Annotated in this window: 22 protein-coding genes; 14 read left to right on the top strand and 8 right to left on the bottom strand. The window is 55.1% G+C overall.

Going from position 1 to position 25099, the window contains the following annotated elements:
* Positions 1-32: 32 nt before the first annotated feature.
* From KGP16_RS12590 to KGP16_RS12570, 5 genes are all read right to left on the bottom strand, one after another.
* Entirely contained in the window at positions 33-1073 is a 1041-nt protein-coding gene (locus KGP16_RS12590) for an oxidoreductase (protein WP_223501406.1), read from the bottom strand.
* Between the two features lie 248 nt (positions 1074-1321).
* A complete protein-coding gene (gene araC, locus KGP16_RS12585) occupies positions 1322-2239 on the bottom strand; it encodes an arabinose operon transcriptional regulator AraC (protein WP_223501404.1) in 918 nt (305 codons plus the stop codon).
* 329 nt (positions 2240-2568) lie between these two features.
* Positions 2569-3552, bottom strand: a complete 984-nt coding sequence (gene araH / locus KGP16_RS12580) for an L-arabinose ABC transporter permease AraH (protein ID WP_021178049.1) — start codon at positions 3550-3552, stop codon at positions 2569-2571.
* Positions 3553-3569: 17 nt separating this feature from the next.
* Positions 3570-5093 carry an L-arabinose ABC transporter ATP-binding protein AraG gene (gene araG, locus KGP16_RS12575; RefSeq protein ID WP_223501402.1) on the bottom strand — a complete coding sequence of 508 codons (1524 nt, stop codon included), beginning with the start codon at positions 5091-5093 and terminating at the stop codon, positions 3570-3572.
* A 60-nt stretch (positions 5094-5153) separates the two neighbouring features.
* Positions 5154-6137 (bottom strand): arabinose ABC transporter substrate-binding protein, encoded by a 984-nt coding sequence (locus tag KGP16_RS12570; RefSeq protein WP_037374918.1) that lies wholly within the window; start codon positions 6135-6137, stop codon positions 5154-5156.
* 359 nt (positions 6138-6496) lie between these two features.
* On the opposite strand from KGP16_RS12570, the gene KGP16_RS12565 reads away from it, so the two are divergent.
* From KGP16_RS12565 to rsxC, 7 genes are all read left to right on the top strand, one after another.
* On the top strand, positions 6497-8176 hold the full coding sequence (locus KGP16_RS12565; RefSeq protein WP_223501400.1) for a ribulokinase: 1680 nt from the start codon (positions 6497-6499) through the stop codon (positions 8174-8176).
* A 54-nt stretch (positions 8177-8230) separates the two neighbouring features.
* Entirely contained in the window at positions 8231-9736 is a 1506-nt protein-coding gene (araA, locus tag KGP16_RS12560) for an L-arabinose isomerase (RefSeq protein WP_223501397.1), read from the top strand.
* A 101-nt stretch (positions 9737-9837) separates the two neighbouring features.
* Entirely contained in the window at positions 9838-11250 is a 1413-nt protein-coding gene (locus KGP16_RS12555; RefSeq protein ID WP_021804521.1) for a glycoside hydrolase family 1 protein, read from the top strand.
* Between the two features lie 298 nt (positions 11251-11548).
* Positions 11549-11989 carry a DUF2569 domain-containing protein gene (locus KGP16_RS12550; RefSeq protein ID WP_021178055.1) on the top strand — a complete coding sequence of 147 codons (441 nt, stop codon included), beginning with the start codon at positions 11549-11551 and terminating at the stop codon, positions 11987-11989.
* A 144-nt stretch (positions 11990-12133) separates the two neighbouring features.
* The gene (gene rsxA / locus KGP16_RS12545; protein WP_021178056.1) at positions 12134-12715 is read left to right on the top strand and encodes an electron transport complex subunit RsxA; all 582 of its coding nucleotides are present in this window, start codon (positions 12134-12136) and stop codon (positions 12713-12715) included.
* Entirely contained in the window at positions 12715-13290 is a 576-nt protein-coding gene (rsxB, locus tag KGP16_RS12540; protein ID WP_021804523.1) for an electron transport complex subunit RsxB, read from the top strand. Before rsxA ends, rsxB begins: the two co-directional genes overlap by 1 nt.
* Positions 13283-15382: an electron transport complex subunit RsxC gene (rsxC, locus tag KGP16_RS12535; RefSeq protein WP_218519400.1), complete on the top strand. Its 2100-nt coding sequence runs from the start codon at positions 13283-13285 to the stop codon at positions 15380-15382. Before rsxB ends, rsxC begins: the two co-directional genes overlap by 8 nt.
* Positions 15383-15417: 35 nt before the next feature.
* Here rsxC and KGP16_RS12530 read toward each other — a convergent pair whose 3' ends face one another.
* Positions 15418-16311 (bottom strand): helix-turn-helix domain-containing protein, encoded by an 894-nt coding sequence (locus KGP16_RS12530; protein WP_218519401.1) that lies wholly within the window; start codon positions 16309-16311, stop codon positions 15418-15420.
* Positions 16312-16606: 295 nt separating this feature from the next.
* Here KGP16_RS12530 and rsxD point away from each other — a divergent pair, with 295 nt between their 5' ends.
* From rsxD to KGP16_RS12500, 6 genes are all read left to right on the top strand, one after another.
* Positions 16607-17692: an electron transport complex subunit RsxD gene (gene rsxD, locus KGP16_RS12525; protein WP_218519402.1), complete on the top strand. Its 1086-nt coding sequence runs from the start codon at positions 16607-16609 to the stop codon at positions 17690-17692.
* A 9-nt stretch (positions 17693-17701) separates the two neighbouring features.
* Entirely contained in the window at positions 17702-18331 is a 630-nt protein-coding gene (rsxG, locus tag KGP16_RS12520; RefSeq protein ID WP_021804527.1) for an electron transport complex subunit RsxG, read from the top strand.
* Positions 18328-19029 (top strand): electron transport complex subunit E, encoded by a 702-nt coding sequence (locus KGP16_RS12515; protein WP_059200728.1) that lies wholly within the window; start codon positions 18328-18330, stop codon positions 19027-19029. Before rsxG ends, KGP16_RS12515 begins: the two co-directional genes overlap by 4 nt.
* Positions 19026-19667: an endonuclease III gene (gene nth / locus KGP16_RS12510; protein WP_021804529.1), complete on the top strand. Its 642-nt coding sequence runs from the start codon at positions 19026-19028 to the stop codon at positions 19665-19667. The genes KGP16_RS12515 and nth overlap by 4 nt, the downstream gene beginning before the upstream one ends.
* 594 nt (positions 19668-20261) lie before the next feature.
* Positions 20262-21770 (top strand): dipeptide/tripeptide permease DtpA, encoded by a 1509-nt coding sequence (gene dtpA / locus KGP16_RS12505; RefSeq protein WP_074031407.1) that lies wholly within the window; start codon positions 20262-20264, stop codon positions 21768-21770.
* A 293-nt stretch (positions 21771-22063) separates the two neighbouring features.
* Positions 22064-22216, top strand: coding sequence for a Hok/Gef family protein (locus tag KGP16_RS12500; protein WP_059200725.1), 153 nt, complete (start codon positions 22064-22066; stop codon positions 22214-22216).
* 93 nt (positions 22217-22309) lie between these two features.
* On the opposite strand, the gene KGP16_RS12495 is transcribed toward KGP16_RS12500, so the two are convergent.
* Positions 22310-22873 (bottom strand): helix-turn-helix domain-containing protein, encoded by a 564-nt coding sequence (locus KGP16_RS12495; protein ID WP_059200724.1) that lies wholly within the window; start codon positions 22871-22873, stop codon positions 22310-22312.
* 111 nt (positions 22874-22984) lie between these two features.
* On the opposite strand from KGP16_RS12495, the gene KGP16_RS12490 reads away from it, so the two are divergent.
* Positions 22985-24169: a benzoate/H(+) symporter BenE family transporter gene (locus KGP16_RS12490; protein ID WP_179251504.1), complete on the top strand. Its 1185-nt coding sequence runs from the start codon at positions 22985-22987 to the stop codon at positions 24167-24169.
* Between the two features lie 6 nt (positions 24170-24175).
* Here KGP16_RS12490 and KGP16_RS12485 read toward each other — a convergent pair whose 3' ends face one another.
* Positions 24176-25030: an aminoglycoside phosphotransferase family protein gene (locus KGP16_RS12485; protein ID WP_037374919.1), complete on the bottom strand. Its 855-nt coding sequence runs from the start codon at positions 25028-25030 to the stop codon at positions 24176-24178.
* Positions 25031-25099: the final 69 nt, after the last annotated feature.

The following is a 25099-nucleotide window of genomic DNA, read 5'->3' as shown; positions in this document are numbered from 1 at the left end:
AAGCGCTCTGAACCCTACTGTTATTATTGATATTAGCTGACCGGTAGCGCTTTTTGCTGTTTGGCCGACTCAATGCCCAGCTCGATCATTTCCATGACCTGTATCGCCTCGCTGGCTGGAACTGGGTTGGTACCGGCACCGGAAATTGCGTCACGAATGGCGGCGTAATAGGCGGGGTAATTGCCCGGAATGGTCAACAGCGGCTGTTCAGCCAACACGCCACCACGTGACAACGTCACCACTCCGTCGCGCATGTCGTAACCCCAGTCGGCCTGCGGCAAACGCTCACCGGCTTTCAGGCGGTCTTCCTGCGGATCCAGCCCATATTTGATAAAACTGCCCTGCGTACCGTGCACAATGTAACGGGCTGTTTCTGCCGCGGCCAGCACCGTGCCATGCAGTACCACACGCCGATGGCCGTAATTGAGCACTGCATGGAAGTAATCTACCGATTGTGAACCCGGGCGTAGCTCGCCGAGATCGACAAAAAGCGTTCGTGGCTTGCCAAACAGCTGCAACGCCTGGTCGATCAGATGCGGCCCCAGATCGTACCAAATACCGCTGCCAGCCCCACCTTGCTCACGCCAGCGCTGGCGGACTTCCGGGCGGAAACGATCGAAATGGGATTCAAAATAGACCACTTCACCTAAAACGCCGTCTTTCAGCAAGGCTTTTAAGGTCAGGAAATCACTGTCCCAGCGGCGATTGTGAAACACTGAAAGCAGTTGTCCACTCTGCGCTGCCTGCTGTTGTAGCTGCTGCGCCTGTGACAGTGTCACGGTAAACGGTTTATCCACCACCACATTTTTGCCCGCCGCCATCGCCTGTTGTGCCAATGAGAAGTGGGTATCGTTCGGTGTTGGAATGACAATCAGGTCAATCGAAGGATCGTTAAACAGCGCCTGTGGGTCGCTGACCACCGTCATCATCGGCCAGTCGGCGTGGACTTTACCGGCGTCGCTGCTGGAAATGGCGGCCAACTCCATGCCAGGCGTTCCTGCGATCAGCGGAGCATGAAAGGTCTTGCTGGCGTAACCATAGCCCACCAGGCCAACGCGGATTGTTTCAGACATCTTGTTTCCTCATACAGGGCGATATACGCATCAATTCCAGGCAGATGAAATGCTACGTCCGTGTAAGTTGGGGCAAGATAGCCCCCCCTGAGTGTTGCTGCTAGAAAAAATGAAGTGGGGATTGATGCGATTTGACACCATCATGCGGGCTGGAACAAGAGCTAAATGCAAATCGATAATAAACGGGCAATACAACAAAGCGGGCGCAGCACGCGACGCCCCCAACAACGATCGTATCCGCAGGCCGGTTAACGGGATGCGGCAATCAGTGGCCGCTCCCTGGAATGGTTCACCGGGTAGTTGATCTCCAGGCTACGGCGGCGAAAATCGCTGGGGCTGACGCCAACTCGCTTACGAAACACCCGGGAAAAATAGAGCTGATCGTCATAGCCAACCACCCGGCCAATGGTGGCAATCGATTCCTGGGTAGTTTGCAGCAGCAGTTTGGCGCGGATCACTCGCTGATCTTCACGCCAGCGCAGGATATTTATCCCGACCTGGTCACGGAACAGATGTGCCAACCGCGATGGCGAAAGACAAACGTGGCGGGCCACTTCATCGATACGCAGCTCCCCTGCCAGATTGCCGGTAATAAACTGGCAGGCCTCAATCACCCGTGGGTCCATAATCTTCTGTGGGCTGAGGGGATCCTCCTCCATCGCGCGCAGCAACAACCGTTCCAGCAGGTTCATACCAATTTCTTCGGCAAAACGGCGGCCGGAGCGTTGGGTCTGCTCAATGTTGGCAAACAGCCGGTCAAACTCGGTCAGCAACGGGTTGTTGGGCAACGTCAGACGCCCCACCTGATGCGCCTTGCTGTGCCATTCCAGCCAGTCGGCCCAATAGGCCCGCGGGCGGAAATAAACCCAACGGTGATACCAGCAGTCACTATCCGGTGATCGGCCATAGTTATGCGCCGCCTTGGGCGGAAACAGCAGAAGATCGCCGGGGTTACAGTAAAACGTTTCCTCACCGTCAAACACCTTGCCCTGGCCTTTAATGGTCAGATTGAGGATGTAACCCTTCATGCCGCCGGGGCGGTCGATAAAGAAATCCAGCGGCCCGTCCGCCATAATCGGCGTCAACCCGGCAACCAGGTAGGCGTTAAAGGTGTAACCCGGCAACAACGGGTTCGGTTGGGGTTCCTGAACCATGCGATGATACATCTGGCCTCCGAATGTGTCGTTTCTTTATCCCAAAACTTGGCAAGATGAGTGGTCTGCTTCCCTCACCCTAACCCTCTCCCACAGGGAGAGGGAACCGATCGAGTTCGTTGATTTTTCTGTGTAATACCTGCCTTTCCTCTTACTACCTATTTACCGAAGCTGCACGGGCCAACCACGCGCTCCGTGCAGCTCCCTCTCCTTTGGGGAGAGGGTTGGGGTGAGGGGAAAATAGAGATTGCTGAATAAACGACAAAACACTATCCACCTATAGCAAGTTTACCCATTCGGCAAAATGCTGCTCATAGCAATCACAAAATTGTGATGGGTCTTCACGCCCTGCTCTTCGCTTGTTGCTTGTAGCGGTCAAAAATCACCGCGGCCAGCAGGATCACGCCGCGCACCACATACTGCGAGAACGGCGAGATGTTCAGCAGGTTCATGGCGTTCTCCACCGTACCCAGGATCAGGATCCCGGCGATAACGTAGGAAATTTTGCCGATGCCGCCTTTGAGCGAAACGCCCCCCAGCACGCAGGCGGAGATCACGATCAGCTCATAACCGATGGAGGTCATCGGCTGGCCGCTGGTCATACGCGAAGCCAGAATAATGCCCGCAGCGGCAGATACCAGTCCGGAAAGCACAAAGATGATGATCTTGGTACGCACTACCGGCACCCCGGCCAGACGAGCCGCCTCCTCGTTGCCACCGATAGCCAGGGTATTACGGCCAAAGGTGGTTTTATTGAGCAGGAAACCAAACAGGATAAGACAGCCGATAGTGATCCAAATCGGTGCAGGCAGCCCCCACCAGTTGGCATAGCCGAGCGCAAAGAACCGCTCATCTTCGATCCCCACCGCTTTCCCATCGGAAATGATATAGGCCAAGCCGCGGAAGATCTGCATGGTGGCCAACGTGGTGATCAGCGCGTTAATCTTCAGCCGGGCGATCACAAAACCATTGATCAGCCCAGAGAGCACACCTAACAGCAAACCGGCAGCCACGCCGATCCACAGGCTCTCGGTCATGTTGATCACCACAGCCGCGGTGACACCCGCACAGGCGATAACCGACGCCACCGACAGGTCAAAATCACCCGAGGCCAGGCAGAACAGCATACCGCACGCCACCATCCCGGACATGGAGATCGCCAGCCCCAGACCTTTCATATTGATAAAACTGCCAAAATTCGGCACAAACGCCACGCAGGCGACAAACAGCACGGCGAATACCACCAGCATGCCATAGCTGTCCCAGATACGCGCCAACCCAAGGCCACCGCGGTTTTTCACAGAATTGGTTGTCATGCTCGACATCTCTTGCTCCTTCACAATCAGGCTATCGCCGAAGCAATATCGGGGGTACGTAACATCGCCAGGCTGAGGGCTTTTTCCTCAGTGGCCTCGCTATGGGTCAACTCGCCAGAGATCGCCCCTTCACGCATCACGATGATGCGATCCGCCAGCCCCAGCACTTCGGGCAAATCGCTGGAGGCGAACAGCACCGCAATGCCCTGCTGCGCCAGCTGATAAATCACGTGGTAGATTTCGTGTTTTGCGCCAACGTCGATACCGCGTGTCGGCTCATCCAGCAGGATCACCTTCATCTCTTCCGACAGCCAGCGGCCCAGGATCGCCTTCTGTTGATTGCCACCGGAGAGGTTCATGATCAGCTGTTCGGCAGTGGGGGTTTTGATATTCAGCGCGCGGATATGGTGATCGGCATTGCTGGTTTCCCAGGCGTTATCAATCAGGCAGCCCGCCTTGATGCTTTTGCGGCGTGCGCTGATGTTGATATTGTCGCGCACCGAGTGCACCGGAATGATGCCGTCGGCCTTACGATCTTCCGGGCACAGCATTACGCCCGCACGGATAGCATCGATCGGTGAACGGACATCAAGCTGCTTGCCATCAAGCATCAATTGGCCCGCAGTGACCCGCGTAGCGCCAAAAATCCCTTTCATCAATTCGCTGCGCCCTGCACCCACCAGACCAAACAGGCCAACAATTTCTCCAGCGCGTACGTTAAGGCTGATAGGCGTTTTCACCCCAACGGCCTGCAGTTCGGTCAGTTGCAACCGCACCTCTCCCAGCTCGCGTGGCTGATAGCCATAGACATCGCCAAGATCGCGGCCCACCATCGCCTGTACCAGCACTTCATTGTTTACCTGTTGCATATCGTCGAAGGTGCGCACATAGCGGCCATCCTTAAACACGGTGATGGCGTCACTCAGCGCAAAGATTTCCTCCATCCGGTGTGAGACATACAGGATCACTCGCCCTTCGGCCCGCAGCTCGCGGATCACCCGGAACAGTTGCTCAATTTCACGTGCCGACAACGAACTGGTCGGCTCATCAAACGCAATCACTTTGGCGTTACGCGCCAGAGCCTTGGCAATCTCCACCATCTGCCACTGACCAATCGACAGATACTTCAACGGGGTATCCGGATCGATATCCAACCCGAGATGTTCCAGCTGTAAGCGGGATTCATAACGCAGCAGTTTACGATCCACCAGGCCATGTTTGGTCGGCAACTGGCCCAGGTAGATGTTCTCTGCCACGGTCATTTCCGGAACCAGATGCAGTTCCTGGTAAATAATCGCCACCCCGGCGTTCAATGCGTCGGTGGTATTGGCAAACTTTACGGCTTGCCCCTGGAGGTGGATCTCCCCTTTGCTTGGGGCGTAATTGCCGCTGAGGATTTTCAGCAGCGTCGATTTCCCGGCGCCGTTTTCCCCCATCAGTGCGTGGATCTGCCCGGCCTGACAGCTGAAACTGATATCATCCAGCGCTTTGACGCCAGGGAAGCTTTTACCGATGCCTTTAAAAGCCAGATAGGGCGTGACGGCAGTCATAGTGCTTTCCTCAATGCTGTGCGATAAATAGCCGCCCGCTTGGTACAGGCGGCACGCCCCTTACATCAGGCCTTTTTTCTGCAGTTCCACCTGGAAGTTGTCGCGGGTGATCAGCACCACGTCGGTCACTTCGGTGAATTTCTCTGGTTCCACGCCTTTCTCTACCCAGTCATGCAGCATCTGAATGCTCTTGTAGCCATGAATATCCGGGCTTGGCAGCAGTGAGCCGTAGAAGCCGGTTGCCTGTTTCTTGGAAAGCTCGCTTACCGCGTCAACGCCGTTGATACCAATGCCGATCACGTTAGGCGCTTTAAAGCCCTGACCTTCGGTGGCACGCACGCCGCCCAATACGGTGTTGTCGTTCATCCCGACGATCAGCCAGTTTTTCACTTCAGGATGCTGCACCAGCATCGAGTTGGCGGCATCAAACGCCCCTGGAATATCGTTGGATTTGGTTGGTACCTTGTAGATCTGCTGTTCTGGGAAACCCGCAGTTTTCAATGCGTCCATCGAGCCACCGGTACGGCGGCGTGCCGTGTCCAGTTCATCGGAGGTGATCGCCATTACGCCGGTCTCTGCCACTTTCCAGCCACGCTTGTTCATCTCTTTCCACAGCTCTGCACCTTGGCGCTCACCTATCTTGGTGGCCGCCATCATCACTAGCGGCACGCTCTCCATCGGCTTGCCTTTGGCATTAACAAACTGGTCGTCAACCGCGATCACTTTCAGGTCGTAGCTGCGTGCCTTGGCGACAATCGCCGAGCCGAGTTTTGGGTCTGGGGTGCAGATAACAAATCCCTTGGCCCCGCTGGCCGCCAGGCTGTCGATGGCATTGAGGGTTTTCTCGCCGTCCGGCACGGCAATCTTGATCACTTCAAACCCCAGGTCTTTACCCGCCTTGTCGGCAAATTTCCATTCGGTCTGGAACCAGGGCTCTTCTGGCTGTTTAACCAAAAAACCCAGTTTCATGGTCTCTGCGATAGCTGAATGTGACATAACCGCCGTCAGACCGATCACTGCCAACGCCTTAGTGAATTTATGCATGGTACTCTCCGCTGTTTTGCTTCCATCGGCAGAAAAATCGGGCCGCCGTGAAAACGTTATCATTATGAGATCCTGTCACGGCAATGGCCTTGCATCTCGCTTATTGCCGTCGACTCAGGTAAGACGCAAACAGTTTTAGCCGGTATTTGTTAGTTAAATGTAGAGCGCTATCACATCCCGAGATAACAGCAGATATGTGCATACATTTAGCAAATTTAACCAAGTGATAACTTTTGACCCCCATCACAAAATCACTGTAGCAAGCAGAAAAGTGCATACTTCCAGCCAATGCTTCCTCACCTGCCTCCCCGTCCCGCTCCTATCGTTAATCTCAACCTAACAAGTAAGGAGTCCGCATCATGACGGCAGGTGCTATTGCCCTGGGATTAGACTTCGGCAGCGATTCAGTGCGGGTACTGGCTGTCGACTGTCAAAACGGTAACGAACTGGATACCGAGGTGGTCTACTACCCTCGCTGGCAGCGTGGTGATTTCTGTAATGCCGCGCAGAACCAGTTCCGCCACCATCCACTCGACTATATCGAAGCCATGGAACAAGCCATCGTCGCCGTGGTGCAGCGCATGAGCCAGGAACAGCGGCAGAGCGTGGTCGGGATTGGGGTAGATTCCACCGGCTCCACTCCCGCCCCGATTGATGAACATGGCGACGTGTTGGCGTTGCGGCCAGAGTTTGCCAGCAATCCCAACGCCATGTTTGTGTTGTGGAAAGACCATACCGCCATCGAGGAGGCGGAGGAAATTAACCAGCTTTGTCGCCGTGGTGATTTCCCCGATTATTCGCGCTATATCGGCGGCGTTTATTCCTCTGAGTGGTTCTGGGCCAAAATCTTGCACGTTTCACGCCAGGACGAGGCGGTACGCCACGCAGCCGCCTCTTGGGTTGAGCTATGCGACTGGGTACCGGCACTGCTTTCTGGCACTACGGCACCGGATCGGTTAAAGCGCGGACGTTGCAGCGTTGGGCATAAAACGCTGTGGCATCCAGACTGGGACGGTTTGCCACCGAAAGCCTTCTTTGCGGCCCTGGATCCGATGCTGGTGGAAGATTTGCCCTATCCACTGTTCAACGGATCCTACACTGCCGATTTGCCGGTAGGGACGCTGAGCAAGGAGTGGGCCACACGGCTTGGGCTATCAGAAAGCGTGGTGCTGTCCGGGGGCGCCTTTGACTGTCATATGGGGGCAGTGGGAGCCGGTGCGCAGCCTTATACGCTGGTGAAGGTGATTGGCACATCGACCTGCGACATTCTGATCGCCGATCGTGAGCGCGTGGGCGATCGCGCCATCAGCGGCATCTGCGGCCAAGTGGACGGCAGCGTGGTGCCGCAAACCATCGGGATGGAGGCCGGGCAATCCGCTTTTGGCGATATGTATGCCTGGTTCAGCCGCCTGCTGAGCTGGCCACTGCGTGAAGCCGCCAAGACGCAGCCGCAACTCCAGACACAGCTGCAACAAATCGAGCATGACATGCTGGCCGCCCTGACCGCCGCCTGGGCCAAAAAACCGTCTCTTGACCATCTGCCAGTGGTATTGGACTGGTTCAATGGCCGCCGCACCCCCTACGCCAACCAACGCCTGAAAGGCGTGATCACCGATCTCAACCTCGGCACCGATGCGCCCACGCTGTTTGGTGGCTTTATCGCCGCAACGGCATTTGGCGCCCGCGCCATCATGGAGTGCTTCGAACAGCAGGACATTCCCGTCGATAACGTGCTGGCTTTGGGCGGTATTGCCCGCAAGTCACCGGTGATTATGCAGGTTTGCGCCGATGTGATGGATCGTCCGCTACAGATTGTCGCCTCCGACCAGTGCTGCGCGTTGGGTGCGGCCATCTTTGCCGCCGTAGCCGCAGGGCATTTCAGCGACGTTCCGCAAGCTCAGCTGCATATGGCTTGTAGTATTGAACGTACTTTGCAGCCCGATCCCGCAAACGTCGCGCGCTACCAACAACTTTATGAACGCTATCAGCAGTGGTGCCAGGCCGCAGAGCCGCGCTTTGCCGCAATCACCAAAAATTAATATGCCGGGGCACCCCCCTCGGCTCAATAAAACCTCTAGATCCAGGAGTTTTTGATGAACATCTTTAAGCAACGTGAAGTGTGGTTCGTGATCGGCAGCCAGCATCTTTATGGCCCCAAAACCCTGCAACAGGTGATGGAAAATGCCGAGCAGGTCGTGAACAGCCTGAACCGCGACGCAGGTTTACCGGTGAAGATGGTGCTAAAACCGCTGGTCACCACGCCGGACGAAATCACCACCGTTTGCCGTGATGCCAACTATCACCAGGACTGTGTCGGCATCATCACCTGGCTGCACACTTTTTCACCGGCCAAAATGTGGATTGCCGGCCTGTCTATTCTCGATAAACCGCTGCTCCAGTTCCATACCCAATTTAATGCTGAGGTTCCGTGGGACAGCATGGATATGGATTTTATGAACCTGAACCAGACCGCCCACGGTGGCCGCGAATTCGGGTTTATCGGTGCCCGTATGCGCCAGCAGCACAGCGTAATCGCGGGCCACTGGCAAGATAAAAATGCCCAGGAACGAATCGCTCAATGGCTGCGTGTTGCCTGTGCCAAACAGGAAAGCCAACAGCTGAAGGTGGCGCGTTTTGGTGACAACATGCGCCAGGTCGCCGTGACCGATGGCGATAAAGTGGCCGCGCAGATCCAGTTTGGTTATTCCGTGGATGCTTATGGCATCGGCGATTTGGTTAGCGTGATCGATGAAGTGAGCAAGGGCGATATCGATGCTCTGATCGAAGAGTACGAAGCCAGCTATGAGCTGAGCGACGTAGCAAAAGTTAACGGGGCCAAACGGCAGAACCTGATTGATGCAGCCGCCATCGAACTGGGCATGAAACGTTTCCTCGAACAGGGCAAGTTCCACGCCTTCACTACCAACTTTGAAACGCTGCACGGCATGAAGCAGTTGCCAGGTTTAGCGGTACAGCGCCTGATGCAGCAAGGTTACGGCTTTGCCGGTGAGGGCGACTGGAAAACCGCGGCCCTGCTGCGCATTATGAAAGTGATGGGCAGCGGCTTAAATGGCGGCACCTCGTTTATGGAGGATTACACCTACAACTTCCAGCCGGGCAACGATTTGGTGGTGGGGTCCCATATGCTGGAAGTCTGCCCTTCCATTGCCAAAGAACAGAAGCCACTGCTGGATATTCAATATCTTGGCATCGGTGGCAAGGCCGACCCGGCCCGCCTGATCTTCTCTACCCCGGCAGGCCCGGCGGTGAATGCCAGCCTGATCGATATGGGCGATCGTTTCCGCCTGCTGGTCAATCAGGTTGATACTATTGAGCAGCCTAAACCATTACCTAAGCTGCCGGTGGCCCGGGCGATCTGGCGCGCTCAGCCTTCCCTGGCTACGGCCGCAGAAGCCTGGATCCTGGCAGGTGGTGCGCACCACACGGTGTTCTCACAGTCACTAAACGCCGACTACCTGCGCCTGTATGCCGAGATGCACAACATCGAATTCCTGCTGATCGACAACGACACCACCCTACCAGCGTTCAAGAACGAAATCCGCTGGAATGAAACCTACTACCAAATCAACCGTCGCTAAACGCTCCCGCAAAAACTGCAACCGGTTTCAGAAACCGGTTGCAAACTCATTTCAACTCGACCTAAACTAGACTCAATATTTAACGTATAGAGAGAATAGTTATGTCTGCTTTCCCGAAAGCGTTCCTCTGGGGCGCGGCTAGCGCGGCGTATCAGGTTGAAGGCGCACACGATGCCGACGGTAAAGGCCCATCCATCTGGGATACCTTCTCCCACCTGCCGGGTACCACTTACCAAGGCACTAACGGCGACGTTGCCGTCGATCACTATCACCGCTTCCGTGAGGACGTGGCGCTGATGGCCGAAATGGGGATGCAGAGCTACCGGTTCTCAATCTCCTGGCCGCGCCTGCTGCCACAGGGCCGGGGCACCATCAATGAGGCCGGGGTCAAATTCTACAGCGATCTGATTGATGCCCTGTTGGAACACAACATTGAACCGATGATCACCCTGTACCACTGGGATCTGCCGCAGGCATTGCAAGATGAAGGCGGTTGGGAAGCACGCAGCACTGCGGAGGCTTTTGAAGAGTATGCCCGCCTGTGTTACCAACGTTACGGCGATCGCGTCAAACTGTGGTCTACCTTCAATGAAACCGTGTGCTTTATCGGCTTCGGTTACATCACCGGCGGCCACCCACCGGGCGTACAGAACCCGGCACGTGCGATCCAGGCCTGTCACCACGTCTTTGTAGCCCACGCTAAAGCGGTAGCCGCATTCCGTACCAGCGGCATTGCCGGCCAAATCGGCTTCGTCAACGTGTTGCAAACCCATACCCCGCTCAGCCAATCAGCGGAAGATCTGGCGGCCTATCAGTTGGCCGAAGGGATCTTTACCCACTGGCTGTACGATCCTGTGCTGAAAGGGGAATATCCGGCTGAACTGCTAGAACAGACTCAGGCGCTGTGGGGCGTGCCGCAATTCGCCCCTGGTGATGAACAACTACTGCGCGACAATATCTGTGACTTTATTGGCCTGAACTATTACAAACGTGAAACCATCGCGGCCAATAATCAAGAGTCACATCTGACCATCAACACCACCGGTGAGAAAGGCAGCGGCCACCAGCAGGGTAACGAATTCGGCTTTAAGGGGCTGTTCAAGTTCGTCCGCAACCCGAACGGCGTGTATACCGATTGGGACTGGGAAATTTATCCGCAGGGCCTCACCGAAGGCATCATGAATATCAAGGCGCGTTACGGCGATATCCCTATCTACATCACCGAGAACGGTCTGGGAGCCAAAGATCCGATTATCGACGGTGAAGTGGTGGATGACGATCGCATCGACTATCTGCGCCAGCACATTGGTGCCATTGAAGACGCTATCAAACAGGGGGCTGACGTACGAGGTTATTATCCATGGTCGTTTATCGATCTGCTGAGCTGGCTCAACGGTTTCCAGAAACAGTACGGCTTTATCTACGTTGACCACAACAAGGATCTGGCACGCCAGCGTAAGAAAAGCTTCTTCTGGTACCAGAAGCTGATCGCCAGCAACGGTGCGGAACGTTAATCACATTCCCATTGTTACTGGACATAATACCGCAACACCCGAGCTTGAGGCAGGTGGGAGTCATTGCAGGTTAGCCGACCGTTGAGCGCAGGGATGCGCGATACGAGCCTCCAGGGATGGATTCACGGCGTGTCGGCGTTCTGTATGACTCTCACCTGTTGCACCATTACCTGCAGCGACCCAACCTGACTAACATTTTTATAGGTTAGGCCAACGAAATCGCCTTCTCCTCGCGCATTGGCACATATTTGAGTAAGCTATGCCGCTTACTTCGTTGGAATACCACTCAGGATCTCGTATGACCCAAGCTGAATATTCGCGCATCGGCGGTTGGCTGCTAGCCCCGATGGCCTATCTGATCGTTACCCTGCTCAGCGCCAGCCTGATGTTGGCCCTGTACGGTATGGCCATTTTTATGCCGGAATCACGCGAGTATCTGAGCACCAATGCTCAGGCTTTCTCCACGCAGTGGTATTTATCGGTGCTCACCACGCTGGTAATGTGGTGCTTTACGCTGTACCTGCTGTGGCTGTTCTGCCAGCGTTCACAACGTTTTCCAAAGCTGTTCCTGGTCTGGCTGCTGATCACCGTGCTATTGGCGATCAAGGCTTTCGCCTTTGCCCCCGTGCCCGATGAACTTGCCGTGCGTAGCCTGCTATGGCCGTTGGTGATGGCCGCCCTGCTGGTGCCCTATTTTAAGCGTTCCCAGCGCGTGAAAGGCACCTTCACCGAGAAGTAACCACGGCAAGGCACGATTTGATCGCCCTGCTGTGTAAATTTTCAACAAAACAGGCAAAAAAGCGCAATACCCTTGCGATTAGTATGTTGTCGTTACGCCGCCGATTACCGATAATAGGCGGCTTTTATTTTTTTAGGCATTGCAATGACCGAATACCTGCTCTTGTTTGTTGGCACCGTACTGGTGAACAACTTTGTCCTGGTGAAATTCCTGGGCCTGTGCCCCTTTATGGGCGTTTCCAAGAAACTGGAAAGTGCCATCGGCATGGGCATGGCGACCACATTCGTGATGACGCTGGCCTCGGTCTGCGCCTGGCTAATCAACAGCTTTATCCTGATCCCGTTGGATCTGGTTTATCTGCGCACGCTGTCCTTTATTCTGGTGATCGCCGTCGTGGTGCAATTCACCGAAATGGTGGTGCGTAAAACCAGCCCGGCTCTATATCGCCTGCTGGGGATTTTCCTGCCGCTGATCACCACCAACTGCGCTGTATTAGGCGTGGCGTTGCTCAACGTCAACCTTGGCTACAACTTCCTGCAGTCTGCGGTTTATGGCTTTAGTGCCGCCGCAGGCTTCTCATTGGTGATGGTGCTGTTTGCCGCCATCCGTGAACGCCTGGCGGTCGCCGATGTGCCCGCGCCGTTTCGTGGTTCCTCTATCGCCTTGATCACCGCTGGCCTGATGTCTCTGGCCTTTATGGGCTTTACCGGGCTGGTGAGATTCTAATGACTGCGTTGTGGATTGCGGTGGCGGCATTAAGCGCCTTGGGATTGCTGTTTGGCCTGGTGCTGGGTTTTGCCGCACGCCGCTTTGAAGTGGAAGAAGATCCGGTTGCCGAACAGATCGACGAAATTCTGCCGCAGAGCCAATGTGGCCAATGCGGTTATCCCGGCTGCCGCCCCTATGCCGAAGCGGTTGCCAATGGCGAGATGATCAACAAATGTGCCCCGGGTGGCGAGCAGGTGATGCTCAAGCTGGCCGAATTACTCAACGTCGAGCCACAACCGCTGGACGGCGGTGCCGCCGTGGCAGAGCCGGTGCGTAAGGTCGCCTTTATTGACGAAGCCAACTGCATCGGCTGCACCAAGTGCATTCAGGCCTGCCCGGTGGACGCCATCGTGGGTGCCACCCGCGCCATGCACACGGTCATTACCGATCTCTGTACCGGCTGTGATCTGTGTGTTGCGCCCTGCCCAACCGATTGTATTGAAATGAAACCGGTCGCCACCACGACCGCCAGCTGGAAGTGGGATATGCAAACCATTCCGGTGCAAGTGATCCCCGTGGAGCAACATGTTTAATCTGTTCGCCGCTTTGAAAAAAGATCGGATTTGGGATTTTGACGGTGGCATTCATCCACCCGAAATGAAGACCCAGTCCAGCGGTGTGCCACTGCGCGTGGCTCCCCTGCCCGACATTTTTATCGTCCCCTTGCAACAGCATCTGGGACCAGAAGGTGAGCTGTGCGTCAAAGCCGGTGACCACGTACTGAAAGGCCAACCACTGACCTTTGGCCGTGGCCGCACCTTGCCGGTACATGCACCAACCTCGGGCACCATCCGCGCCATTGAACCTCACGTTACCGCCCATCCTTCAGGGCTGGCGGAACTGTGCGTGATTATCGATCCCGACGGTGAAGATCGCTGGTGCGAACTGACGCCGGTCGCCGATTACCGCCAACTGGATGCGGCAGAGCTGATCCAACGTATTCATCAGGCCGGGATTGCCGGACTGGGGGGTGCGGGTTTCCCAACGGCCAGTAAGCTGCAAGGTGGCCGTGAAGAGGTGGAAACCCTGATCCTCAACGCTGCCGAATGCGAGCCCTATATCACCGCCGACGACCGGCTGATGCAGGAACAGGCCGCTCAGATTATCGAAGGCACCCAGATCCTGCGCCACCTGTTACAACCCAAAGTGACGTTGATCGGCATCGAAGATAACAAGCCGGAAGCCATCGCCGCGCTGAAAGCCGCTTTGCGCGGGCAGGATGGCATCGCCCTGCGGGTGATCCCCACCAAATACCCTTCCGGTGGTGCCAAGCAGTTAACCAAAATTCTGACGGGCAAAGAAGTGCCTCACGGCAAGCGTTCGTCCACTATCGGCGTGCTGATGCAGAACGTGGGCACCGCCTTTGCCATCAAGCGGGCGATTGTCGATGGCGAGCCGTTGATTGAACGTGTCGTCACCTTAACCGGTGAGGCCATGAGCCGACCAGGCAACGTCTGGGCGCGCCTCGGCACGCCAGTGCAACACCTGCTGGCCTTTGGCGGCTATCAACCTCAATCCCAACAGATGGTGGTAATGGGCGGCCCGCTGATGGGCTTTACGTTGCCAACGTTAGACGTGCCGATCGTCAAAATCAGCAACTGCTTACTGGCCCCGACGGTTGACGAAATGGCCGTACAAGAACCAGAGCAGTCCTGTATCCGCTGTGGCCTGTGCGTTGATGCCTGCCCTGCCGGGCTGTTGCCGCAGCAGCTTTACTGGTTCAGCCGTGGCGAAGAGCACGAGAAGGCGCGTAAGCACAACCTGTTCGACTGTATCGAATGTGGTGCCTGTGCCTACGTCTGCCCCAGCAATATTCCGCTGGTGCAATATTATCGCCAAGAGAAGGCTGAGATTAACGCGTTGGATCAGGAAGCGGCACGTACCGCCGAAGCCAAGGCACGTTATGAAGCCAAGCTGGCCCGTTTAGAACGTGAGAAGCTGGCGCGCGAAGAGCGTCATAAAAAGGCCGCGGTGAAACTGACCGACAGCGATCAAGATGCCGTCCAGGCGGCTTTGGCTCGCGTGCGCAGCAAAAACAGTGAGGCTGCTGGCATTGCTATCAGTGGCCAGGAGCCGGATAACAGCGCTGCCATAGCTGCCCGCGAAGCGCGTAAGGCACAGGCCAGAGAGCGCAAGCTCGAGCGAGCAAGCGAAATGCCTGCGGCGACAGCGGTGCAAGAGGAGGACCCGCGTAAAGCGGCCGTGGCTGCGGCGTTGGCTCGAGTCAAAGCCAAGAAAGCGGCGCAGGCACAAGACGCAGAGAGCGTGGCGGAAACGGTAGCTTCAGAGGATCCTCGTAAGGCTGCAGTAGCGGCAGCATTAGCCCGCGTGAAGGCGAAAAAGGCGGCGCAGCAAGCCGAGCTTTCACCACCGCAAGTAGACGAGGAACCTATCCCTACGGCTGAGCCGGAGGATCCACGCAAGGCTGCCGTTGCTGCCGCGCTGGCCCGAGTCAAAGCCAAAAAAGCGGCGCAGCAAGCTGAGCGTTCTCAACCACTAGTTGACGAGGAACCTATCCCAACGGCTGAACCGGAGGATCAACGCAAGGCTGCCGTTGCCGCAGCATTGGCCCGAGTCAAAGCTAAAAAGGCCGCACAACAGCTAGCTACGGTAGATAAAGAGTAAGCGGTATGGGGGTCTTGCCGAACGTAAGGCCCCACTTAATCGATAGAAATCAGGTAGGTGTAATTGACATCGATCTGCCGCAGTTTGGCATCCTGATTCCACGCTTTAGCTTCGATTATCTCCATCTCAACACTTCCGCGTACTTCATTGCGCAGCCCTGGCATCACGTGCGAGATCAGGTAAGAGATAAATTTCACGCACTCTTTGGCCGTCCCCTGATGGGTAATCGCGATGTACTCGCGCGCTGGCAAGCGAATATCTTCAATCTTGTGGCCAGAAAGGATGTCCTTCTTGAATTCCGGCTCCACCGCCATAGTATGCGTGACTGAACACTCGCCTTCGCCACGCTCATTGGCAGAATGGATGCTGTAAACCTTGTGGCACTCCATATTCAGCCCTTTGAAGAAGTCATTAAAGATTTCCCCCTTCATGGCGATACAGGAAGAAATAGCCATCTCTTGGGCAGTATCAAATTCCATCTCACGCATAAAACCGACCAGGTGCGTATCAGGTAACGTCAGCCGTTGTATCTCCGGATAAAAACCTGCCTCATACACGGCTTCGAAGTCGAAGCGCGGCATCAGGCTCTTCACGTCCCATTTTTCCATGGTACGGTAGCGGTTTGGCGTAATGCCAAAACGTTGCTTAAACATCCGGGTAAAGGTCTGCTGTGAATCAAAGCCCAACTCATCGGAGATATCGATAATCGTACGGTTGCTGATACGCAGCGCGACCGCCGCACGGGTAAGAATGCGTGAGCGAATATAGGTGGCGAGCTGGATACCGGTGATTCGCTTGAACTTGCGCTGCAGGTGCCACTTGGAGTAGCCGGAGATACGCGCAACTTCATCCAGATTTGGCCGAGTCTCCAGATGAATTTCGACCCATTCAATCAGTTCTTCAATAAATAAAATATCTTCATTAGTCATTATTAATTGTTCGCTACTTCAAAAATGCTCAGGATAGTAACCTACGTTAATTATATGAAAGTTGTTATTCCGTGCGCCAAGCAGTCCAAAAATAGCAGCTCGATCATCAGTATGACAACCCATACTGCACGTTTTACACCCAGCCTGGCTTTTTCTCACCGCAAAAGCTGAATATCCTTATGATTAGCACGTATTACCCGGCATATGATTGAGGTAGAATGCAGCGCTGTAATTTCCCCCGGTGCCCGCACCGTGAATGCACTGATTAACATGGCAAAGAAATGGTAGTTATTCTATGAAGTTCAGGCCGGTACAACAGGCAGCCCCCAAGGGCTTACACATCGCCAGCTCTCCGTTTACCCATAACCAGCAAAGCACCAGCCGCATCATGCTTTGGGTGATGCTGGCCTGCATTCCCGGCATGGCAGCACAGCTATGGTTCTTTGGCTATGGCAACCTTGTTCAGACCGCGCTGGCCATGGTGACCGCCCTCGGGTCCGAGGCCGCCATTCTTGCGCTACGTAAACAGCCAGTCAAGGCTCGGCTGGCAGATAATTCCGCCCTGCTCACTGCGCTGTTGCTGGGCATTAGCCTGCCACCTCTAGCTCCCTGGTGGATGATCGTTATCGGCACCTTTTTCGCCATTGTGATCGCCAAACAGCTATACGGCGGACTTGGGCAAAACCCTTTCAATCCGGCCATGGTGGGTTACGTGGTGCTGTTAATCTCCTTCCCGGTACAGATGACCAGTTGGTTACCGCCGGAAGAGCTGCGCGCAACCGCCCTGACCCTGCCAGATACCCTGCTAGCTATTTTCAGCGGCCACACTGCCCAGGGGGCCACTCTGCACGAATTGCAGATAGGCGTCGATGGCATCAGCCAGGCCACGCCATTAGACGGTTTTAAAACCGGCCTACGCAGCGGCCACTCGGTCGAGCAAGTGCTCCAGCAACCGCTGTTCGGTGGCACCCTGGCCGGTATCGGCTGGCAGTGGATTAACCTGGGCTTCCTGCTCGGCGGCCTGTTTATGCTGGGCCGTAAGCTGATCCACTGGCAAATCCCGTTCAGCATGTTGGCCGTCATTGCCTTGTGCTCAGGATTGGCCTGGACGTTGGATCCGGCCCATCAGGCTTCCCCGTTGATCCATCTGTTTTCCGGGGCCACTATGCTCGGGGCTTTCTTTATTGCCACCGACCCGGTCAGTGCCTCTACTACGCCCAAAGGTCGGCTGATATACGGCGGCCTGGTTGGCTTGCTGGTCTGGCTGATCCGCGTGTATGGCGGTTATCCCGACGGGGTAGCCTTTGCCGTACTGCTGGCCAACATTACCGTACCGTTGATCGATCACTACACGCAGCCACGCGTGTATGGCCACCGTTGAGGAGTCATTATGCTTAATTCCATGAGAAAGCATGGCACCACACTGGCCGTGTTTGCCGCGGTCACCACCGGCCTGACCGCCGTGGTGTACCAGTTAACCAAAACCACCATTGCACATCAGGCGGCGTTGCAACAAAAAGCGTTGCTGGACCAGGTCGTCCCGCCGGAACATTATGACAATGATATGCAGAGCGAATGCCTGCTAGTCAGCGATCCGGCTTTAGGCAATGGCGCGCCGCACCATCTGTATCTGGCCCGCAAAAATGGTCAACTGGTGGCAGCCGCGTTGGAAACGACCGCGCCAGACGGTTATTCTGGGGCGATCCAACTGCTGGTCGGGGCCGATTTTAACGGCACGGTATTGGGAACCCGCGTAATAGAACATCACGAAACGCCTGGGCTGGGCGACAAAATCGAATTACGTATCACCGACTGGATCACCTTCTTCAGCGGTAAAAAGATCGACGGCCCGGATGATAAACGTTGGGCAGTGAAGAAAGACGGCGGCATGTTTGATCAGTTCACTGGGGCCACCATCACCCCGCGAGCGGTGGTCAACGCCGTGCGTCGTACAGCGTTGTTTATGGAGACGCTGCCGCCTAAACTGGATACTTTGCCTGCCTGCGGAGCCAGCGAATGAGTGAAGCCAAAGAGTTAATCGTACAGGGGTTGTGGAAAAACAACTCTGCGTTAGTGCAATTATTGGGGCTGTGTCCGCTGCTGGCGGTAACGTCAACTGCCACCAACGCCTTGGGGCTTGGACTGGCTACCACACTGGTGCTGACCATTACCAACGGTTCCATCTCCGCCCTGCGCCGTTGGATCCCGAGCGAGGTCCGCATTCCGATTTATGTGATGATCATTGCCGCCGCAGTGAGTATCGTGCAGATGCTGATCAACGCCTACGCTTTCGGCCTGTATCAGTCGTTAGGGATTTTTATCCCGCTGATCGTCACCAACTGCATCGTGGTGGGCCGGGCTGAAGCAGTAGCGGCGCGAAAACCGGTAGGACTGGCATTGATCGACGGTATGGCTATCGGCCTTGGTGCCACCAGTGCCATGTTTGTGCTGGGCTCGCTACGCGAGCTGATTGGTAACGGTACGCTATTTGATGGCGCTGACCTGCTGCTAGGCAGTTGGGCCAAGGTGTTGCGCATTGAGATTGTCCATTTCGACACCCCTTTCCTGCTGGCCATGCTGCCACCAGGTGCCTTTATCGGTCTGGGCTTGATGCTGGCAACCAAATATCTGATTGATGAAAAAATGAAGGCGCGTAAAGCCAAGGCCTTGGCAGTTGAAGCTAACATGGAACAGGGACACGCAGAGAAAGCGCTATGAATAAAGAGAAACGCCTGGAGATCCTGACCCGCTTGCGGGATAACGACCCGCATCCGACCACCGAGCTGGTGTATACCACACCTTTTGAGCTGTTGATTTCCGTGCTGCTCTCCGCTCAGGCAACCGACGTCAGCGTTAACAAGGCCACGGCCAAGCTCTACCCGGTTGCCAACACGCCAGCGGCCTTGCTGGCGTTAGGGGTAGACGGCGTCAAAGAATACATCAAAACCATCGGCCTGTTTAACAGCAAAGCCGAGAACGTGATCAAAACCTGCCGTATTCTGTTGGAAAAGCATGACGGTGAAGTGCCGGAAGATCGCGCAGCACTCGAAGCCCTGCCCGGCGTGGGGCGTAAAACGGCCAATGTAGTGTTGAACACGGCCTTCGGTTGGCCGACCATTGCCGTTGATACCCATATCTTCCGCGTCTGTAACCGCACCCACTTCGCCCCAGGGAAAAACGTGGAGCAGGTAGAGGAAAAGCTGCTGAAAGTGGTTCCCGCCGAGTTTAAAGTCGACTGCCATCACTGGTTTATCCTGCATGGTCGCTATACCTGTATCGCCCGTAAACCGCGCTGCGGTTCATGCATTATCGAAGACCTGTGCGAGTTTAAAGAGAAGGTCTATCCGCTTGATTGAAAGTACCGGGCACGGCGATCCGTGTCCGCGACTCTTCCCTCCGGTTTTTTATCAAAAATGTGACATCGGGCAGCATTAACCTTGGTGGAATCCGGGATTACCCTACAAACTCGCTGTTTCAGATATTTTCAACCGTAAAATTAGTCAAAAATTGTGGTTAACCTCACGTCTTGACGATCACATCTCATTTACAAACCTCACTACCGATCTGTCCATTTTCAGAAATTTTGCATAACCCAATTTATGCACAACAAACCAAGGCCTAATCAATCATGAGCATTGGTATGGACTGGATATGGCTTAAATAGCAGAAGATATAACTAAATTAATTCAGGATAGCTTTTAATCAAAACAAAAACTCGGCAAATTTAAAAATGGCAAACGTTAATACTGCATAACATTTGCAACATAGTTGCATAGCGCTGCCTATGTTATATGTAACAGAACATGTCAAAAAGCTTGCCACGTTGACAAAGATAGTGAACATTAACCGCCGGCATTCATCCTATAACAATGCAGAAGTGTGCAGCCCTGCATCACATTCTGCTATTTCCCGTCCTGACAATACGGGTAGTGAAAAAACCAGAGGTACCAGTGTCAACTGCAAACAACAATTCTTCGGAAAACATTAGCCTTAACGCGTTTAAGCAACCTAAGGCCTTCTACCTGATCTTCTCGATTGAACTCTGGGAACGTTTCGGCTACTACGGTCTGCAAGGCATCATGGCAGTCTATCTGGTCAAGATGCTTGGCCTGAGTGAAGCCGACTCGATTACGCTGTTCTCCTCATTCAGTGCGCTGGTGTACGGTTTCGTGGCCATTGGTGGCTGGCTGGGGGATAAAGTTCTTGGCTCCAAGCGTGTGATCGTCTTGGGGGCCATAGTGCTGGCCGCCGGTTACGCCATGGTGGCCTATTCTGGTCATGATATCTTCTGGGTTTATCTGGGGATGGCCACCATCGCCGTGGGTAGCGGTCTGTTTAAAGCCAACCCTTCTTCCCTGCTGTCTACCTGCTATGAGAAAGACGATCCGCGTTTGGACGGTGCATTTACCATGTACTATATGTCCGTCAACATCGGTTCATTCTTCTCCATGCTGGCAACCCCGTGGCTTGCGGCCAAATATGGCTGGAGCGTCGCCTTCTCACTGAGCGTGGTGGGGATGTTGATCACCCTGGTCAACTTTATGATGTGCCACGGCTGGGTTAAACAATACGGTTCAAAACCTGACTTTAAGCCCCTGCAGGTCAAAAAACTGCTGATGGTGATCGTTGGTGTGGTAGCACTGATCGCGGTTTCCAGCTGGTTGCTGCACAACCAGATTATCGCGCGCTGGGCACTGGCTATCATCTCTGTGGGTATCGTCATCGTGTTCGCCAAGGAAACCTTCGCCTTGCACGGCGCAGCACGTCGTAAAATGATCGTGGCCTTCCTGCTGATGCTCGAAGCGGTGGTGTTCTTCGTGTTGTACAGCCAGATGCCAACCTCACTGAACTTCTTTGCTATCCACAACGTTGAGCACAATATTCTGGGGATCGCGTTTGAACCGGAGCAGTATCAGGCACTGAACCCGTTCTGGATCATGATGGCCAGCCCTATTCTCGCTGCGCTGTATAACAAGATGGGCGATCGTCTGCCGATGCCGCACAAGTTTGCCTTCGGCATGATCCTGTGCTCCGGGGCGTTCCTGGTGCTGCCGTGGGGCGCAAGCTTCGCCAACGACCAGGGCATCGTGTCCGTTAACTGGCTAATCTTGAGCTATGCGCTGCAGAGTATCGGTGAGCTGATGATCTCTGGTCTGGGCCTGGCTATGGTGGCTCAGTTGGTGCCACAGCGCCTGATGGGCTTTATCATGGGCTCCTGGTTCCTGACCACCGCCGCCGCCGCGCTGATCGCCGGTAAGGTCGCGGGTCTGACCGCCGTCCCAAGCGACATTAACGATGCGCATGCTTCTTTGGCTATCTATAGCCACGTGTTTATGCAGATTGGTATCGCCACGGCGGTGATCGCCGTGCTGATGATGCTGACCGCACCGAAGCTGTACCGCATGACGCTGGATACCGCAGAAGATACGGCAGCCAAAGCGAAAGCTGCAGCTCTCTAATCTCTGCTGTAACCTGACCTCAAAAACGCCGGAGCCTAGCTTCGGCGTTTTTTTATGGTGCACAGAAAAATTGCGAAACGCTTCGCTATCTGAACAATCGAGTGCATTCAACAGCATGGGTATTAAGTAGACTGCAGGTGGGTGCTCTGGATCTTTCCGTCTGGAGCATTTGGTAAAGGATGGAAAGAGAAAAGCCCCGGACCGATTTACATCAATCCGAGGCCGATCTCACTCCTAAGCAAGGTGAGGTTAGCCTCTTAAAATCCCAAAATCAAGGGACAAGGAGGTTAAGAATGCCGCAAAAACTGCTGGTTTTATGCCTGATCGTTATCTGTGTGACGCTGATCGCATTCACCTGGATAACACGTGATTCGCTGTGTGAGTTACGTGTCAGGCAAGGAACAACGGAAATTGCCGCCATTCTGTCTTGCCTGAAACAGCGGTAATGCGATCCCACGGATGGGGTGCGCCCCGTCCGTAACTTGCTGGGAGACGTTCCGTGAGCACCCTTTTTTGCACATCAAAATTCACGGCTACGATTAAATCCGTGGGTAATGGATCAAGTCGTGAATGCGTACCGGCTCTACGCTGGCATTATGATACGCATGTGGGCAATCCGCCTGGAAACGCATGGCTTCGCCGCTGGCAAGGCTGTACCACTCGCCATTAATCGCCAGTTCCAGTTGGCCACTAATGACAATGACATGTTCAATCACGCCCGGCTCATGAGCCGAGGATTCACTGAGCGCGCCAGGAGCCAAGTCGATCACAAACATATCAAAACCCAGTTGGCGGTCGAATGGGAACAGAGGCACCACACGCATGTCGGCATTGTCTTGATTGAAGATTGGCAACTCGCCATAACGATGCAGCATAGCCGCCGGTTGCAGCGGCGCCGTTTCCAGAAAGGCAGAGAAAGCCACGTTAAACCCGGTAGCAATTTTCCATAAGGTCGCCACCGTTGGGCTGGACTCACCCCGTTCGATCTGCCCCAGCATAGCCTTGCTGACGCCCGTATTTTCGGCAGCCTGATTAAGGCTCCAACCGCGTTGCGTACGTAATGACTTCAGCGTTTGCGCCAAATGGCTGGCAAGATCCTGCATAGCGGTTCTCCTGATAAACCTGCGGCGATTATAGCCCCTTGTGCGCTATAACGCACGATGCTATGCTCCGTCAATTCGTACGTTATAACGCACACTGACTCGGGAGCGGTTATGCGTCCTGCACTCTCATTACGTGATATCTCCTTTTCTGCCATCGTTGCCGGTTTTGTCGCCGTGCTGGTCGGCTATACCAGTTCTGCAGCGATTATCTTCCAGGCCGCTGCTGCCGCAGGGGCTAGCCCGATACAAATTGGCGGCTGGCTGAGCATGCTTGGTCTAGGTATGGGTATCACTTCGTTGGGGCTCTCACTCTATTACCGTACGCCAATCCTCACCGCCTGGTCCACGCCTGGTGCCGCGTTACTGGTCACCAGCTTGCCTGGAACCCCGCTCAATGAGGCCATCGGGGTATTTATTTTTGCCAGCGGGCTAATCCTGCTGTGTGGTGTCACCGGCCTGTTTGCCAGGTTGATGAATCATATCCCGCAGGCCATATCGGCAGCGATGCTGGCCGGCATATTGCTCCGCTTCGGGTTAGATGCCTTTGCTTCCTTGCAGATCAATTTTTCACTCAGCGCCGGCATGTGCCTGGTGTATCTGTTCACCCGCCGCTATCTGCCACGTTACGGGATCGTTCTGACGTTGCTGGCCGGGCTGATCATCGCGGCGTTACAGGGTAACATTCATTTCACCCAACGAACGCTGTCCTTCGCCAAGCCGGAATTTATCGCTCCGCACTTCACGCTGTCGACGTTGCTGGGCATAGGTATTCCTTTCTTTGTCGTGACGATGGCCTCGCAGAACGCGCCAGGCATCGCCACTCTCAAGGCCGGCGGATATGACGTTCCCACTTCCCCCTTAATTAGTTGGACTGCCCTGACGGCTCTGGTGCTGGCCCCCTTTGGCGGCTTCACGGTGTGTATTGCCGCCATCACCGCCGCCATCTGCATGGGGCCGGACGTACATCCCGATCCCAAGCGCCGTTATATGGCTGCCGTGGCCGCCGGCGGCTTTTATCTGTTAGCTGGGGTGTTCGGCGGTACCATTGGCATGCTGTTCAGCGCGCTGCCGGTAACCTTGATCCATACCATCGCCGGGCTGGCGTTATTAGGCACCATTGCCGGTAGTTTGCAACGCGCGCTCCAGGATGATAAACAGCGGGACGCTGCGGTGATCACTTTTCTGATCACCGCTTCCGGGCTGACGTTGTTAAACGTGGGGGCTGCCTTCTGGGGACTGATTGGCGGTGTACTGGCTTACGCTATTTTCTCATTACCACGGCGCAAAATGCCTTGAATCCCGCTATTGGCTCTCAACGATTGGCAGGATAAATCCGCTATCACCCTGCGGCAGCGCGATACCCAAGGCACGCGCTGCCAGTTCTGCTACACGAAAATCGATATCCGCTGGCTCACCATCTTCCAAAAACCAGGCCGCGGAAAGCCCCGCCCAGGCCAGGATCCACTGCAGCAGACGGTAACGTTCCAAACCAGCCAAGGAGCAAACCTGGTCAACGCGACGATGGAAGATATCGGGATCGGTGGCGACACCGTAATTGGGGTTGCAGAAGATATTGGCGTAATCAAATCCACGCTCGCCATACAGACGCTTGGGATCGATCACTAGCCAGCCGCGTTCGGCAAAATCCAGCACGTTGTCATGGTGAATATCCCCATGCAACACCCCTTGATCCCTTGGGCTGGTCAACAGTTCTGCCGCAGCGGTAGCACTCAGACGCAACATACCACCATGAGCCTGTGCTGCGGGCCATAAGGCGTTAAACCACTGATGCAAGGGGATCAGTTCGGGATAAGGCTCATCTCGCGGCGCATGCAATTGGGCAATAACCTGGCACAGAATAGCGGTTGCCCGTTGGTCTTCACCGTTGCGTACCAGTTGTGCCAATGACAAAGGCCCCATAGCCCTTTCCAGCAAAATGCCGTCATCATGCCAGGCCAGCACCCGCGCAGCACCTTCTCCACGCCACCAGCACATCAGCAGGCCGCCAAATTTTTCTTCCTGTTCGCGGGCAATTTTCAACATTGCGGGCATCATTTGATAGCGTACCGGCATCAACAGGCTGCTGTGGGTTTCAAACGCTGGCCCGTCTGGCTCAAGTTGCCAACGTTGCAGATAAGGAATAAATGCCTGGTTGATCACCCTTATGCACCCTTATTGCGTGAACGACTGCCTGGGATGATAGTATTACCAGGCAGCATCCTGCAA

Source organism: Serratia sp. JSRIV006, from assembly GCF_019968685.1.
Lineage (GTDB): Bacteria > Pseudomonadota > Gammaproteobacteria > Enterobacterales > Enterobacteriaceae > Chania > Chania fonticola_B.
This window is presented reverse-complemented; position numbering and strand designations above follow the sequence as displayed.

Excerpts from the sequence above, each read along its gene's own strand:
- KGP16_RS12590 (WP_223501406.1), bottom strand. The coding sequence starts at position 1,073 with ATGTCTGAAACAATCCGCGTTGGCCTGGTGGGCTATGGTTACGCCAGC.
- araC (WP_223501404.1), bottom strand. The coding sequence starts at position 2,239 with ATGTATCATCGCATGGTTCAGGAACCCCAACCGAACCCGTTGTTGCCG.
- araH (WP_021178049.1), bottom strand. The coding sequence starts at position 3,552 with ATGTCGAGCATGACAACCAATTCTGTGAAAAACCGCGGTGGCCTTGGG.
- araG (WP_223501402.1), bottom strand. The coding sequence starts at position 5,093 with ATGACTGCCGTCACGCCCTATCTGGCTTTTAAAGGCATCGGTAAAAGC.
- KGP16_RS12570 (WP_037374918.1), bottom strand. The coding sequence starts at position 6,137 with ATGCATAAATTCACTAAGGCGTTGGCAGTGATCGGTCTGACGGCGGTT.
- KGP16_RS12565 (WP_223501400.1), top strand. The coding sequence starts at position 6,497 with ATGACGGCAGGTGCTATTGCCCTGGGATTAGACTTCGGCAGCGATTCA.
- araA (WP_223501397.1), top strand. The coding sequence starts at position 8,231 with ATGAACATCTTTAAGCAACGTGAAGTGTGGTTCGTGATCGGCAGCCAG.
- KGP16_RS12555 (WP_021804521.1), top strand. The coding sequence starts at position 9,838 with ATGTCTGCTTTCCCGAAAGCGTTCCTCTGGGGCGCGGCTAGCGCGGCG.
- KGP16_RS12550 (WP_021178055.1), top strand. The coding sequence starts at position 11,549 with ATGACCCAAGCTGAATATTCGCGCATCGGCGGTTGGCTGCTAGCCCCG.
- rsxA (WP_021178056.1), top strand. The coding sequence starts at position 12,134 with ATGACCGAATACCTGCTCTTGTTTGTTGGCACCGTACTGGTGAACAAC.
- rsxB (WP_021804523.1), top strand. The coding sequence starts at position 12,715 with ATGACTGCGTTGTGGATTGCGGTGGCGGCATTAAGCGCCTTGGGATTG.
- rsxC (WP_218519400.1), top strand. The coding sequence starts at position 13,283 with ATGTTTAATCTGTTCGCCGCTTTGAAAAAAGATCGGATTTGGGATTTT.
- KGP16_RS12530 (WP_218519401.1), bottom strand. The coding sequence starts at position 16,311 with ATGACTAATGAAGATATTTTATTTATTGAAGAACTGATTGAATGGGTC.
- rsxD (WP_218519402.1), top strand. The coding sequence starts at position 16,607 with ATGAAGTTCAGGCCGGTACAACAGGCAGCCCCCAAGGGCTTACACATC.
- rsxG (WP_021804527.1), top strand. The coding sequence starts at position 17,702 with ATGCTTAATTCCATGAGAAAGCATGGCACCACACTGGCCGTGTTTGCC.
- KGP16_RS12515 (WP_059200728.1), top strand. The coding sequence starts at position 18,328 with ATGAGTGAAGCCAAAGAGTTAATCGTACAGGGGTTGTGGAAAAACAAC.
- nth (WP_021804529.1), top strand. The coding sequence starts at position 19,026 with ATGAATAAAGAGAAACGCCTGGAGATCCTGACCCGCTTGCGGGATAAC.
- KGP16_RS12500 (WP_059200725.1), top strand. The coding sequence starts at position 22,064 with ATGCCGCAAAAACTGCTGGTTTTATGCCTGATCGTTATCTGTGTGACG.
- KGP16_RS12495 (WP_059200724.1), bottom strand. The coding sequence starts at position 22,873 with ATGCAGGATCTTGCCAGCCATTTGGCGCAAACGCTGAAGTCATTACGT.
- KGP16_RS12490 (WP_179251504.1), top strand. The coding sequence starts at position 22,985 with ATGCGTCCTGCACTCTCATTACGTGATATCTCCTTTTCTGCCATCGTT.